The sequence below is a fragment of the Caldovatus sediminis genome, assembly GCF_014644455.1.
Taxonomy (GTDB): Bacteria; Pseudomonadota; Alphaproteobacteria; order Acetobacterales; family Acetobacteraceae; genus Caldovatus; species Caldovatus sediminis.
On the sequence record NZ_BMKS01000024.1, the window covers coordinates 1 to 13754 of the forward strand.

A 13754-nucleotide genomic window follows, 5' to 3' on the forward strand; every position below is an offset into this window, starting at 1 on the left:
CGGAGGATGGCCGCAGAGCCGCATCGACGATCTCATGCCCTGGCGCCGGGCGAAAACAGATCACGCCTGACGCACGCCGCGAACAAGGACCGCAGCGCAACGCTTACCCAGAGATCAGCTTGGAATCACCTCCGCCCCCGGCTGGGAATCCCCCCAGACGCCAGTTTGTCCACGCGGCCTAGGGCCCGCAACTCCCGGTCGCAGCAGTGCCGATCACCCGGAGCCGCGGAGGCCCCGTGCGGCGGCGGAGCGAACTTCCACGACCAGCAACCTGTCCTCGACGCGGCGCTGGTAGCGCCGCACCAGAGCGCTCAGGACCGCGAAGGCCACGGCGAGCCCCGCCAACGCCGCCGCCAGGCCGAGGCCCGCATCTCCGAGACAGGCAAGGCTCGCCGTCTCTGCCTCGGGCGGCACGCAGCCGGCGAAGCCCTCCGGGGCCAGCGTGATCGGCGTGACGGTGGCGCCGACCGCGCTGGCCACGGCGAGTCGCGTCGCCCAGCGGAAGGCGGTCGCGATCATGGAGATCCGCGCCTCCGGCGGCGCCGTCCTGGCCGCTGTGTCCATGTCGGGATCTCCTCCTGCGCCGGTCGTGCCGCGGGCGCCGACGTCGCGCTGTTACGGCGCCGCGGGTCGGCGCCAGTGCCCGGGGAGCGAGCGAAGAACCGAAGGCGGCCGGCAGACCGGACGCCGCGTGGACTGTCCCGGCGGTGTCCGAGGCCGGGGCGGCGGCGAATCGCCGAGATGGCTGCGCGACGCTTCGGTTCGTCCCTCGGCGCCGCCCGCGACCCGCCGGCCGCCCGGTCCGTCAGACGGTCCAACGCTGCGCCTCTCGCCCGGCGCCGTTGCAGATCGGCACGGCATGCGCGGTCGGGCACACCGTCACCTTGCCGCCGCGGGCGTGGAACTCGGCCACGGCGTGCGCGACCTCCGCCTCGGTGGGCGGGCGGATGCGCCGGACGCGGCGCTGGCCGGCAAGGGTCCCGAGCACGCGGCCGATCTCCCGGCGGATCTCGGCCTCGGGCGAGGGTCGCCGGAGGCGCCCGAACCCGACGCCGGCCTCGGGGGGGACCAGGGGGTAGGCCATTGGAGGGTTCTCCTGATGCAAGACTGACGAAAGATTGATTATTCCCTACCGGCAATACAACCTGACGTTGGATAGGGTTTCGTAACATTTCCCGCAAAAGCCGGGACTTCCGGTCCTCCTGCCCCGAAGGCCACAGCTGACGCCGATTTCACGCCCGGGTGGCGCGGCCGCGGGGCATGCGCTACAGGGCAGCGCCGACCGAGCCGGCCCGAAGCGTGCATCCCGCCGCACTCCGCGCCCGCCGGCCGGCAGACGAGCGAACCACAGGCCGTTGAACCTTTCCCAAGGAGACCCGGATCCGCCGGCCGCCCCGGCCCGCCGCGCCCCGGATCCGGTGGCGGACCGGACCGCGTCCCCCTCGTCGTCCGGTTCCGCCGTGCCGGGCTGGCTGCCGCTCCTGCTCGGCTACCTCACGGCGCTGGGTCCGCTGGCGACGGACATGTACCTGCCGGCCTTCCCGGCCATCGAGGCGACATTCGGCGCCGGCGGCACGGGCGCCGCCCAGGCCACCCTCGCCACCTGGTTCGCCGGGCTGGCGATCGGCCAGATCGTCCAGGGCACGCTCGCCGACCGGTTCGGGCGCCGCGGCCCGCTGATCGCCGGCGCGGTCCTCTTCACCCTCGCCTCGCTCGGCTGCGCCCTGGCCCCCGACCTCGGTACCCTCACCCTCTGCCGGTTCCTCCAGGCGGTCGGCGGCTCGGCGAGCATGGTCATCCCGCGCGCAGTGGTCCGCGACCTCGCCGACGGGCTGGCCGCGGCGCGGATGATGGCGCGCCTGATCCTGGTGATGGGCGCGGCGCCGATCCTCGCGCCGAGCCTCGGCGGCCTGCTCCTCCTGCTCGGCGACTGGCGGCTGATCTTCTGGGTCCTGGCGTTCTACGGCCTTTCCTCCGGCCTGCTGGTCTGGCGGCAGCTGCCCGAGACGCTGCCGCCCGCGCGCCGCGTGGCCCTCGGGCCGGGCGAGCTCGCCGCGCGCTACGCCGCGGTGGCGCGGGAGCGCGCCTTCATCACCCATGCCCTCATGGGCGGCGGCACGATGTTCGCGCTGTTCGCCTTCATCGCCGGCGGGCCGCCGGTCCTCATCGGCCATTTCGGGGTCTCGCCGCAGGGCTTCGCCGTGCTGTTCGGCCTCGGCGCCGCGGGCTTCATCGCCGGCTCCCAGGCCAACCCGCCGCTCGCCGCGCGCTTCGGCGCCGACCGGGTGATGCGGGCCGCGAACCGGACCAGCCTCGGCTGCCTCGCCCTGCTGGCCGCCGCCGCGGCGACGGGGACCGGGGGGCTCGCGGCCGTCGTCGCGCTGATCGCGGCGACCATGGCCTGCGGCGGGCTGGTGATGCCGAACGCCGCGGTCGGGGCGCTGTCGCGGCATGCGGCGCATGCCGGCACGGCCTCCGCCCTGATGGGCGCGCTGCAGTTCACCCTCGCCGCCACCGCCGGGGCGCTCGCCGGGCTGGTCGGCGACGGGACGCCGCTGCCGATGGTGCTGCTGATGCTCGCGGGCATCCTCGGCGCGGCGGTGGCGGACCGCTTCCGGCCCCCGCTCTCGGGCGGCGGCCGCGGCTGACAGGCGCGCGGCGCCGCGCCATGCTGGCCGGCGCACGGCAGGGGGATCGCAGGATGGACGAGGCGGAACGGCTGCGCAGCTTCGAACGCGCCGCGCACGACCGCGCGGCGGAGCGCTACGCCGAGTTCTTCGCCCCCGTCACCGCCCTCGCCACGCCGGCGCTGCTCGACGCCGCCGGGGTCGGGCCGGGGATGCGGGTGCTCGACGTCGCCTCCGGGCCGGGCCATGTCGCGGCAGCGGCGGCGGCGCGCGGGGCGCGGGCGGCGGGGGTGGACCTGGCGCCGCGCATGGTCGCGCTCGCCGCCGCGCGGCATCCGGGCATCGCCTTCCGCGTCGCCGACGTCGAGGCCCTGCCCTTCCCGGCGGCGAGCTTCGACGCGCTGGTGTGCAGCTTCGGCCTCGGGCACTTCCCGCACCCCGAGGCGGCGATCGCCGAGTGCGCCCGCGTCGTCGCCCCCGGCGGGCGCCTCGCCTTCGCCTGGTGGGACGCGCCGGAGCGCCAGCGGCTGCAGGCGCTGTTCCGCGAGGCGCTCGCCGAGGCCGGCGCCGTGCCCCCGCCGGAGGTGCCGCGCCACTCCACCCTGCGCTTCTGCGACCCTGGCGCCTTCCGCGCGCTGCTCGAAGGCGCCGGGCTCCAGGAGGTGACGCTCGCGGCGCACGCCACGACGCACGCGGTGCCGGACAGCGAGACGCTCTGGCGCGGCGGGCTGGAGGGACTCGCCATCACCGGCGCCACGCTGCGCGGCCAGACGCCGGAGACGCAGGCCCGCATCCGCGCCGCCTTCGAGCGCCGCGCCGCCGCCTATCGCCGCGAGGGAGAGGGGCTGGTGATCCCGATCGGCTTCCTGGTCGGCAGCGGGCGCAGGCCGCCGGCGGCGGGGTGAGGCGCCGCCGCCGGCGCAAGCCCCGGGTCCGCCTCAGGCGGCGAAGACGAGGTTCCGGCCGATCGGCGCGGCGGCGATGGCCATCAAGTCCTGCGCGGCCGGGTCCGCCCCGTCGGCCGCGCAGGACGCCGCCCGGCGCGAGCGGCCCCGGCACCTGGCCGGGCCCGCCGCGCGCCTCGCCCGCGGTGCCCGCGCCATGCGCGGCCGGGGTCCGCCCGGGCCCGTGGACCGGCACGCCCCGCCCGGCGCGCCGGTCGGCCCGGTCACGCGCCCGGCCGGATCTCCGTCACGCCCCCCATCCAGGGCCGCAGCACCTCCGGGACGAGGATGCTGCCGTCCGCCTGCTGGTGGGTCTCCATCACCGCGATCAGCGCGCGCCCGACGGCGACGCCGCTGCCGTTCAGCGTGTGCACGAAGGCCGTGCCCTTGCCGTCCTTCGGCCGGTAGCGCGCGTTCATCCGCCGCGCCTGGAAGTCGCGGCAGTTCGAGCAGGAGGAGATCTCCCGCCATGCCCCCTGCCCCGGCAGCCAGACCTCGAGGTCGTAGGTCTTGGCGGCGCTGAACCCCGTGTCGCCGGCGGAGAGCACGACGCGCCGCCAGGCGAGGCCGAGCCCGGTCAGCACGCGCTCCGCGCAGCGCGTCATGCGCTCCTGCTCCTCGGCCGAGGCCTCGGGCGTGGTGACGGAGACCAGCTCGACCTTGGTGAACTGGTGCTGGCGCAGCATGCCGCGCGTGTCGCGCCCCGCCGCGCCCGCCTCCGAGCGGAAGCAGGGGGTGAGCGCGGCGAGGCGGAGCGGCAGGACCGCCTCGGGCAGGATCTCCTCGCGCACGAGGTTGGTCAGCGGCACCTCGGCGGTCGGCACCAGCCACCGGCCGTCCGTGGTGCGGAACAGGTCCTCGGCGAATTTCGGGAGCTGGCCGGTGCCGTACACCGCGGCGTCGTTGACGAGCAGCGGCACCGCGCACTCGGCATAGCCGTGCTCGCGCGTGTGCAGGTCGAGCATCCACTGGCCGAGCGCGCGCTCGAGCCGCGCCAGCGCGCCCCTGAGCACGACGAAGCGGCTGCCGGCGAGCTTCGCCGCGGCGGCGAAGTCCATCAGGCCGAGCGCCTCGCCGAGCTCGAAGTGCTGCCTCGGCGGGAACGGGAATTCGCGCGGCTCGCCGTGCTGGTGGAGGACCTTGTTGGCGCCCTCGTCGGCCCCGTCGGGCACGTCGGGGTCGAGGATGTTGGGCAGCGCCTCCAGCAGCTCGGTCTGCTCGCGCTCGGCAGCGGCGGCCTCGGCCTCCAGCGCCGCCATCTCCTCGCGCAGCCGCGCCGCCTCGGCCTCCTGCGCCGCGGTGTCGGCGCCCTGGCGCCTGGCGATGCCGATCTCGCGCGAGAGCGCGTTGCGCCGCGCCTGCCTCTCCTGCAGCGCCGTCAGCGCGGCGCGGCGCGCCTCGTCGCGCGCGAGGATCGCGGCGGAGGCCGGCGGCAGCCCCCGCCGTGCCAGCGCCGCGTCGAACGCCGCCGGGTCGGCGCGCACCAACCGGATGTCGTGCATCGCGTGAGGCCCTAGCCCGCCTTGCCGCCCTTCGCGTCCCCCCTCCGGCCCGACCAGGTCGCGAACAGGATCGAGAGCTCGTAGAGCAGGATCATCGGCAGCGCCAGGCCGACCTGGCTGATGACGTCGGGCGGCGTCAGGATCGCCGCCGCCACGAACATCGCCACGATCGCGTAGCGCCGCCCCTTCTTCAGCGTCTCGACCTGCATGATGCCGACGCGCACCAGCAGGATCAGCAGCACCGGAAGCTGGAACGCGACGCCGAAGGCGAGGATCAGCGCCATCACCAGGTCGAGGTACTCGTTGACCTTGGCCTCGAGCTGGATCGGGATGCCGCCCGCGCCCGCCGGCGTCTCGAAGCTGATGAAGAAGGACCAGGCGAGCGGGAAGATGAAGTAGTAGGCGAGCGCCGCCCCCATCACGAACAGGATCGGCGACATGATCAGGAACGGCCGGAGCGCCCGCTTCTCGCTCCGGTAGAGCCCAGGCGCGATGAACAGCCAGAGCTGCGTCGCCCACACCGGGAAGCTGAAGAACACCGCGCCGAAGAACGCGACCTTCAGGTAGGTGAAGAACGCCTCGTAGAGCGCGGTGTAGATCATGCGGCGGTCGCCGCCGCCCTCGCTGGCGAGGATGTTCGCCAGCGGCCGGGCGAGGAAGCCGTAGATCTGCGCCGAGAAGTAGTAGCAGGCGAGGAAGGCGACCACGAACGCCGCGAGGGACCACAGGAGCCGCTGGCGCAGCTCCAGCAGGTGGTCCATCAACGGCATCGGCTTGTCGTCGATGGGATCGTCTTCTTCGGGGCGGTTGATGTCGTCGCGCGGCACGGCGCTGGCGCCTCAGATCGGGCTGGAATGGTGCTGTGGCTGCCGCTCGCCGGCCGCGCCCGACGCGGGCGTCGCCTCGGGCTCGGGCGGGAGGCCGGCCGCAGGCATCGGCGGCGGGGCGGGCGGCGCCAGGGATCGCGCCGGGTCCTCCCCGGTCGCGGCGTCGGGCGGTGTCGCGGAAGGGGCGGCCGCCTTCGCGGCCTCGGCGGCGCGCACCACCTCGGGCGGGATGAAGGCCGGCGGCCCCGGCGGGGGCGGCGGCGGTCCGGCGGGCTCCGCCGCGGCGCCGGGCGGGCCGAAGGTGTCGGCGATCGCCCCCGTCGGCGCCTCGCCGGAGGCGGCGGGCGGCTCGGGTACCGGCGGCCCGTAGGTCGCGGCCGTGCCCGGGCGGAACGGGTCCTCCTCGAAGGTCCTGCGGATCGTGCCGTCGGCGTCCACCGCCCTCTCGATCTCGCCCTTGAGGTCGAAGTTGCGGATCTGGTTGATCTGGTCCCGCACCTCGTCGAGCTTCGCCTCGCGGACCATCTCGTCCACGTGGGTCTGGAACTCGCCGGCCATGCGGCGAAGCTTCTGGATCCCCTGGGCGAGGCCGCGGATCGCCCCGGGCAGGTCCTTCGGCCCGATGACGACCAGCGCCACCACGGCGATCAACACGATCTCGGACCAGGCGAGGTCGAACATGCTGTCCCTGCGAAAGCCCCCGAGGAGGGGCGGCCCGGCTCCCGTTAGCAGGAAGCCGCCACCCCGCCAATCGGCCCTTGTCGCCCCTATCTAGGTATCCTCGGGCGGAAAGACGAAGGCGCGTTCGGGATCGAGGCCCACCGCCACCTTCTGCCCGCGCGCCAGCGCCGCGCCGGGCCCGAGCCGCGCGTGCAGGTGGATCGGCCCGCCGGTCGCGCCGTCCGGCAGGGTCAGGTGGACCAGGCTGGTGGCGCCGAGCAGCCGGAAGGCCTCCACCTCCGCCGTCGCCACCAGGCCGGACGACGGCGAGAGCCGGATCCCCTCGGGCCGAACCAGCACCTCGACCGCCGCGCCCTCGGCGAAGCCCGGCGCCGGCACCGGGCCGAGCGGCGTGCGGGCGACGCCCGCCGCCACGTGCGACGGCAGGCGATTCACCTCGCCGAGGAAGGTCGCGACGAAGCGGTCCGCCGGGCGCAGATAGAGCTCGCTCGGCGTGCCCGCCTGCACGATCACGCCCTCCCGCATCAGGGCGATGCGGTCGCCCATGAACATCGCCTCCTCGGCGTCGTGGGTGACGAGGAGCGTCGCGATCCCGGCGGTCTGCAGCACGTGCAGCGTGTCGTCGCGCACCTGCTCGCGCAGCCGCGCGTCGAGGGAGGCGAAGGCCTCGTCGAGCAGCAGCACGGTCGGCCGCGGCGCCAGCGCCCGCGCCAGCGCCACCCGCTGCTGCTGCCCACCGGAGAGCATGTGCGGATAGGCCTTCTCGTAGGTCTCGAGGCCGACCCGGGCGATCGCGTCCATCACCCGCCAGAAGCGCTCGCCCCTCGGCACGAAGCGCAGGCCGAAGGCGATGTTCTCGGCGACGGTCAGATGCGGGAACAGTGCGTAGTCCTGGAAGACGAAGCCGACATGCCGCTCCTCCGGCGGCACCTCGCGGCCCGGCTCGGCGATCACCCGCCCGCCGAGTTCGAGCCGCCCGGCCTGCAGCGGCTCCAGCCCGGCGGCGAGACGCAGCAGCGTCGTCTTGCCGCAGCCGGAAGGGCCGAGGAGGCAGACGATCTCGCCCTGCGCGACCTCGAGATCGATGCCGCGCAGAACCTCGCCCCGCCCCGGATAGGCGTGGCGGATGCCGGTGAATCGCAGCGTCACGGCGGCGAGGAGGGCGAGGCAGCGCCGGGCAGCGGCAGGGACGGCGGCTCGGGTGCCACCAGCTCCTCGCGCCGCGGCAGGTCCTTGAGCGACTTCAGCCCGAACTGCTCGAGGAAGCGGGGCGTCGTGCCCCACAGGGTCGGGCGGCCCGGGACCTCCTTCCTGCCGCGCGGGGCGATCAGCCCCAGCTCGAGCAGGGACTCGAGCGTCGCCTGGGCGAGGGAGGCGCCGCGGATCTCCTCGATCTCGCCGCGCGTGCAGGGCTGGTGGTAGGCGATGACGGCGAGCGCCTCCATCGCCGCCCGCGGCAGGCGGCGCGGGGCCTCCACTACCCTGGTCAGGCGCGGGGCGAGGTCGGCGGCGGTGCGGAAGGCGAAGCCGCCGGCCACCTCGACCAGCTCCACCCCGCGCCCGGCGTAGCGCGCCGCGAGCCCGGCGAGGACCGCGGCCACCTCGGTCCCCGCGGGCAGCACGGTCTGGAGCCGTGCCGGCGGCACCGGCCGGTCGGAGGCGAACAGCACCGCCTCCGCGATGCGAAGCGCGTCCTCGGCCGCAGCCGAATCGGGCGGCGGGGCGCCTGCGGCCGGCGCGTTCCCGCCCGGGCTGTCTGCCTCGGCGGCAAGGGGCGATTCCGCGCCGGCGCCGGATGGCCGCATCGCCGCGTCGGCGCAGGGCTGCTGCGTCCCGTCGAGCGCCGCGGCGCCGTGCCCGTCCGGGCGCGACCTTCCGGCGGAATCCCCGGATGCCGGACCAGGGAGGGCGCCGGGCGTCGCCGCGCCCGGCCCTGCCGGCACGCCGGCCGTCTCCTCCGTCTCACGCCGCTCGGACATCCCGTGCCTGCCCTTCCTCCGCGCGCCGGGCGCGCAGGAGGATCGGGCCGAAGGCCCGCTCCTGGCGCAGCTCGACGCCGCCGTCGCGGGCCATCTCCAAGCCTGCGACGAGCGTGCTGGCAAGGGCCGCGCGTCGCTCGACGGGGTCCAGCAGCCCCTCCGGCAGGAACCGGTGCAGCACCGCCCACGACGGCATCTCGCCGAGCAGGCGGGAGAGCCGCGCCAGCGCCTCCTGCACGGACCACAGCCGGCGCGGCTTCGGCCGGTAGGGCCGCTTCGCCGCCGCGCGCCGCCGCGCCGCGACATAGGCCTGCAGCAGCGCGGGCAGGTCGGTCGCGATGCCCGAACGGTCCTCCACCCGCAGCGATTCCGGCGCGCCGCGCGCGAAGACGTCCTTGCCGAGGGTCGGCCGCGCGTTCAGCCAGCGCGCCGCGGCGCGGATCGCCTCGAGCGCGGCCAGGCGGTCGGCGAGGGCACCGGCCAGGGCCTCGGCGTCCTCGTCGCCCTGCGCCGCCTCCTCGGGCGGCAGCAGCAGGCGGGACTTCAGCCAGGCGAGCCAGGCCGCCATCACCAGCCAGTCGGCGGCGAGCTCCAGCCTGAGGCCGCGCGCCGCCTCGAGCACCGCAAGGTACTGGTCCACCAGCGCGACGATCGAGATCCGCGCGATGTCCACCTTCTGCGCCCGCGCCAGCTCCAGCAGCAGGTCGAGCGGCCCCTCGAAGCCGTCGAGCCGCAGGTGGAGGACAGGCGGCGCGGCGGCCCCGGGCTCGGCCGTAGTCATGGCATTCCCGGAGCCGGCGGCAGCAAGGCGAGCCGCAGGACCGGGCCGGCGAGGTTGCGCAGGAACCAGCCCAGCGGATCGAAGCCCTCGACCGCCTGCGGCAGCAGGAAGAAGACGATCAGCACGACCAGCAGCCCGGCCCGCTCCAGCATGAGGTAGCGGATCGCCAGGGCGGGCGGCATCGCCCAGGCGACGATGCGGCTGCCGTCGAGCGGCGGGATCGGGATCAGATTGAACAGGCCGAGGACCACGTTCGCGATGACGAACAGGACCAGGAAGTCGAGCACCGCCTCGGGCGCCCAGCCCGGCAGGTCCGCGGCCGGGACGAGCGGCAGCAGCCCGGTCGCCCGCCCGAACAGGAAGGCGAGCAGCACGAGCAGGAAGTTCATCCCCGGCCCCGCCGCGGCGACGAGCGCCATGCCGCCGCGCGGGTGGCGCAGCCGCGTGATGTCAACCGGCACCGGCTTCGCCCAGCCGAAGACGAAGTTCACCGCGCCCGTGGTGAGCAGCTGGCCGAGGACCAGCACCCCGGGCACCACGACCGTGCCCAGGGCATCGACGTGGCGGATCGGGTTCAGGCTGAGCCGTCCCGCCCGCTTCGCCGTGTCGTCGCCGAGCGCGAGGGCCGCGTAGCCGTGCGCCGCCTCGTGCAGGGTGATCGCCAACGCCGCCGCCGTCACCGCGACGGCGAGGCCGGAGAGCCATTCCGGCAGGATCACGCGGTGGGGTCCGCATGGGTGGGCGGGTCCGCATGGGTGTCGCGCCCGGCGCCGGCGGCGAGGGCCGCGGCGATCGGCACTGGCGCGGCGAGCCAGCCGTCGCGCAGCGATCGCAGCACCACCGGATCGAGCCGCATCCGCGACGCCTCGGCCACCGCCTCGCGCGAGGCGGCGAGGCGCTCGGCGGCGGCGTCGCTGACCGTGGGGCAGGCCGACAGCACCGCGGCCGTCTCCGCCAGGCGCCCGGTGCAGTGCAGGGCGATGTCGCAGCCGGCCGCCAGCGCCGCCCGCGCCAGCTCCGCCGGCGCGCCGGAGAGCGCGCCCATGGCGAGGTCGTCGCTGATCAGCACGCCGTGGAAGCCGATCTCGCCGCGGATCACCTGCTGGATGACGCGGGGCGAGAGGGTCGCGCAGCGCTCGGCATCAATCGCCGGGTAGAGGATGTGCGCCGTCATCGCCCAGACGCCGGGCGATTCGGCGAGCGCGGCGAAGGGCAGCAGGTCGTCGGCGAGGGTGCCGCGGTCGACGCCGACGCAGGGCAGCTCGTGATGGCTGTCCGCGAGGGCCCGGCCGTGGCCGGGGATGTGCTTGAGCACCGGGGTGCAGCCGGCGGCGCGCAGCCCGGCGGCGAAGGCGCGGCCGAGCCGCACCACCTCCGCCGGGTCGGCGGAGAAGGCGCGGTCGCCGATCACGCCGTGCGCGTCCGGCAGGCGCAGGTCGAGCACCGGGCCGCAGACCACGTCTATGCCCGACGCGGCGCAGTCGAGCCCGATCAGCGAGGCGTTGGCCCGCACCACCGCCGCCGGCGCCCGCTCGAAGGCCGCGGCGGGCGGGTAGGCGAGCCAGTGCGGCGGGCGCAGCCGCGCCACCCGGCCGCCCTCCTGGTCCACCAGGATCGGCGTCTCGGGGCCGAGCAGCTCCCGGAGCTTCGCGGTCAGGGCGGCGAGCTGGGGCGGGTCCTGGATGTTGCGCGCGAACAGGATCACGCCGAGCGGCGGCGTGCGGCGGAACAGCAGGATCTCCTCGTCGGTCAGCGTCGGGCCGGCGATGCCGACGATGGCGGCGCGGGGCGCGGGCGGGGCACGCATCGTCGGGGCCTCCCGGACTAGCCGCCGATCACGGCGCAGGCGGCGCCGCGGCCGCGCGCCTGCTCGCAGAAGGCGCGGGCGGTGGCGGCGTCGGCGAAGCCGCCGACGCGCAGGCGCCACATGGGGGGCGCGCCCTCGCCGCGATCGAAACGCAGGATCTGCGGGCGGAAGGCGGCGAGCAGCTCCGGCATCCGGCGCGCCAGCCGCTCCCATTCGGCGCGCGCCAGCTCTTCCGAGGCCAGGGCGCCGAGCTGGACCTGGATGCGGCCATGGGCCACCGGGGCGAAGGCGGCGGGCGAATCGGGCGCCTCCGCCGCGGCCGGCGCCGACGCGGCGGCGGCCTGGCCGGGCGCCGATGCGGCCTGGGGCGCAGCCTGGCCCGGCTCGGCCCCGGCCGCGCCGGCCGGCCCGGGCGCCGCGACGGGCGCCATCACCGCCGGCGGCGGCGCGATCTGCGCGCGCAACCGCTCGAGCGCCGGCCGTTCCGGCCCCGGCGCCAGTTGCGCGTCCTCGGGCGGCAGGGCGCGCTCGCGCGCGTTGCGGTCGAAGATGAACTCGTCCTGATAGGCGACGCGCAGCCCGCCGGGGTCCTGCGGCCGGACCTTCACCGGCCGCGGATCGGGCTCGATCACCGGCACCCCGCGCGGCCCCCCGAGCCCCAGGCGCGACGCGCCCCACCAGGCCGCGGCGCCCAGCGCCAAGACCGCCGCGACCCCGCCGGCGATCGCCAGCAGGCGCCAGGACAGTCCGTCCTCCGGCGGACGGACGCGATAGGACGGAACGATCGCGTCGCTCACCGCATCTCCTCGACCGGCGTCACCCCCATCACCGCGAGGCCGGAGCGGATGACCCCCGCCGTGGCCGCCACCAGCGCCAGGCGCGCCCGCGTCGCCTCCGGCTCATCCGCCCGCAGGAAGCGCAACGTCGAGTCGTCACGCCCCCTGTTCCACAATACATGAAAGTCGCCTGCCAAGTCATGGAGAAAAAAGGCGATCCGGTGTGGCTCCCGCGCCACGGCGGCGGCCTCCACCACCCGCGGCCAGGACACCAGCCGCCGGACCAGGGCGAGCTCGGACGCATCGGTCAGGCGATCGAGCGGCGCCTCCGCCAGCGCCGCCGGGGGCGGATCGCCCGCCTGGCGCAGCACCGAGCGGCAGCGCGCGTGCGCGTACTGGACGTAGAACACGGGATTGTCGCGCGACTGCTCGACCACCTTGTCGAGGTCGAACTCCATCTGCGCGTCGGCCTTGCGCGTCAGCATGGTGAAGCGCACCGCGTCCTTGCCGACCTCCTCGATCAGGTCGCGCAGCGTGACGTAGGTGCCGGCGCGCTTCGACATGCGCACGGGCTGGCCGCCCTTCACCACGTGGACGATCTGCGTCAGCACCACCTCGAGCGTCGCCCTGCCGTCGGAGAGCGCCTGCACCGCCGCCTGCATGCGCTTGACGTAGCCGCCGTGGTCGGCGCCCCAGACGTGGATCAGCGCCTGGTGGCCGCGCTCGATCTTGTCGAGGTGGTTGGCGATGTCGTTGGCGAAGTAGGTGCCGGAGCCGTCGGACTTGCGCAGCGGCCGGTCCACCTCGTCGCCGAACAGGGTGGCGCGGAACAGCTCCTGCTCGCGCGGCTCCCAGTCCTCGGGGGTCTTGCCCTTGGGCGGTTCGAGGATGCCGCGGTAGATCAGGCCCTTGGCCGCGAGCAGCGCCTCCGCCCGCTCCAGCGCGCCGGATTCGACCAGCGCGCGCTCGCTGACGAAGACGTCGTGGTGCACGCCGAGCGCGTCGAGGTCATCGCGGATCTGCGCCATCATCGCGTCCACGGCGAAGTCGCGCACGATGTCGAACCACACCGTCGGCCCGGCCGGCATCGCGTCCTCGTCGGCGAGCGCCGCGCCGTAGCGGGCCTTCAGCGCCTCGCCCACCGGGACCAGGTACTCGCCGCGGTACTGCAGCCCGCCCGGGGTGAGCTGGGCGTACTCGTCCTCGGTCAGCGGCGTGCCGATCGCCTGCAGGTAGCGCCAGTAGGCGGCGTAGGCGAGCGCCTGCACCTGCGCCCCGGCGTCGTTGACGTAGTACTCCTTGGTGACGCGCCAGCCGGCCTTGATCAGCAGGTTGGCCAGCGCGTCGCCGACCACCGCGCCGCGGCAGTGGCCGACATGCATCGGCCCGGTCGGGTTGGCGGAGACGTACTCGACATCGGCGCGCACGCCGGCGCCGACGTCGCAGTCGCCGTAGGACTCGCCGGCGCGCAGGATCACCGGGATCTGCGCCCGCAGGAAGGACTCGCGCAGGCGCAGGTTGACGAAGCCGGGGCCGGCCGGCTCGGCGGCCGCGATCTCCGGCAGCGCGGCCAGCCGCTCGGCGAGCTGCGCGGCGAGCCGCGGCGGCGGCATCCGCGCCGGCTTCGCCGCCACCAGCGCGGCGTTGGTCGCCATGTCGCCATGCGCGGGGTCGCGCGGCGGCTCGACCTGCACGCGCGCGAGCGCCTCCTCCGGCAGGTCGGGGAGGAGCGCGCGGAGCGCCGCGAGGACGGCGTCGCGGATGCCGGTGAAGATGTTCTCGCGCGCGGCGGCGCCGGCGGCTGGGATGGGCGTCGTCATCCGATGTCCA

The 13754-nt window shown here is 75.6% G+C and carries 14 protein-coding genes; 2 read left to right on the plus strand and 12 right to left on the minus strand.

Going from position 1 to position 13754, the window contains the following annotated elements:
- Positions 1-213: 213 nt before the first annotated feature.
- Together IEX99_RS21165 and IEX99_RS21170 are read right to left on the minus strand one after the other, a co-directional pair.
- Complete coding sequence (locus IEX99_RS21165; protein WP_188904030.1) at positions 214-564, minus strand: hypothetical protein; 351 nt, start codon at positions 562-564, stop codon at positions 214-216.
- 241 nt (positions 565-805) lie between these two features.
- A complete protein-coding gene (locus IEX99_RS21170) occupies positions 806-1084 on the minus strand; it encodes a hypothetical protein (protein WP_188904032.1) in 279 nt (92 codons plus the stop codon).
- A 376-nt stretch (positions 1085-1460) separates the two neighbouring features.
- Here IEX99_RS21170 and IEX99_RS21175 point away from each other — a divergent pair, with 376 nt between their 5' ends.
- A complete protein-coding gene (locus tag IEX99_RS21175) occupies positions 1461-2648 on the plus strand; it encodes a multidrug effflux MFS transporter (RefSeq protein WP_188904034.1) in 1188 nt (395 codons plus the stop codon).
- A 53-nt stretch (positions 2649-2701) separates the two neighbouring features.
- Positions 2702-3532 carry a class I SAM-dependent methyltransferase gene (locus tag IEX99_RS21180; RefSeq protein WP_188904036.1) on the plus strand — a complete coding sequence of 277 codons (831 nt, stop codon included), beginning with the start codon at positions 2702-2704 and terminating at the stop codon, positions 3530-3532.
- A gap of 263 nt (positions 3533-3795) precedes the next feature.
- On the opposite strand, the gene serS is transcribed toward IEX99_RS21180, so the two are convergent.
- The 10 genes from serS to argS all read right to left on the minus strand — a co-directional run bounded on the left by serS (position 3796) and on the right by argS (position 13744).
- On the minus strand, positions 3796-5073 hold the full coding sequence (serS, locus tag IEX99_RS21185; protein ID WP_188904038.1) for a serine--tRNA ligase: 1278 nt from the start codon (positions 5071-5073) through the stop codon (positions 3796-3798).
- 11 nt (positions 5074-5084) lie between these two features.
- Positions 5085-5843: a twin-arginine translocase subunit TatC gene (gene tatC / locus IEX99_RS21190; RefSeq protein WP_188904090.1), complete on the minus strand. Its 759-nt coding sequence runs from the start codon at positions 5841-5843 to the stop codon at positions 5085-5087.
- A 69-nt stretch (positions 5844-5912) separates the two neighbouring features.
- Positions 5913-6581: a Sec-independent protein translocase protein TatB gene (tatB, locus tag IEX99_RS21195; protein WP_188904040.1), complete on the minus strand. Its 669-nt coding sequence runs from the start codon at positions 6579-6581 to the stop codon at positions 5913-5915.
- Between the two features lie 90 nt (positions 6582-6671).
- Positions 6672-7730 (minus strand): ABC transporter ATP-binding protein, encoded by a 1059-nt coding sequence (locus IEX99_RS21200; RefSeq protein WP_188904042.1) that lies wholly within the window; start codon positions 7728-7730, stop codon positions 6672-6674.
- Positions 7727-8263: an SMC-Scp complex subunit ScpB gene (scpB, locus tag IEX99_RS21205; RefSeq protein WP_268237529.1), complete on the minus strand. Its 537-nt coding sequence runs from the start codon at positions 8261-8263 to the stop codon at positions 7727-7729. The genes IEX99_RS21200 and scpB overlap by 4 nt, the downstream gene beginning before the upstream one ends.
- Positions 8264-8543: 280 nt before the next feature.
- Positions 8544-9341, minus strand: coding sequence for a segregation and condensation protein A (locus IEX99_RS21210; RefSeq protein ID WP_188904044.1), 798 nt, complete (start codon positions 9339-9341; stop codon positions 8544-8546).
- Positions 9338-10060, minus strand: a complete 723-nt coding sequence (locus tag IEX99_RS21215; RefSeq protein ID WP_229678197.1) for a site-2 protease family protein — start codon at positions 10058-10060, stop codon at positions 9338-9340. Before IEX99_RS21215 ends, IEX99_RS21210 begins: the two co-directional genes overlap by 4 nt.
- Positions 10057-11148 carry a beta-N-acetylhexosaminidase gene (gene nagZ, locus IEX99_RS21220; protein ID WP_188904046.1) on the minus strand — a complete coding sequence of 364 codons (1092 nt, stop codon included), beginning with the start codon at positions 11146-11148 and terminating at the stop codon, positions 10057-10059. The genes IEX99_RS21215 and nagZ overlap by 4 nt, the downstream gene beginning before the upstream one ends.
- 17 nt (positions 11149-11165) lie before the next feature.
- Positions 11166-11945, minus strand: coding sequence for an SPOR domain-containing protein (locus tag IEX99_RS21225; RefSeq protein ID WP_188904047.1), 780 nt, complete (start codon positions 11943-11945; stop codon positions 11166-11168).
- A complete protein-coding gene (argS, locus tag IEX99_RS21230) occupies positions 11942-13744 on the minus strand; it encodes an arginine--tRNA ligase (RefSeq protein ID WP_188904049.1) in 1803 nt (600 codons plus the stop codon). Before argS ends, IEX99_RS21225 begins: the two co-directional genes overlap by 4 nt.
- Between the last annotated feature and the right edge of the window lie 10 nt (positions 13745-13754).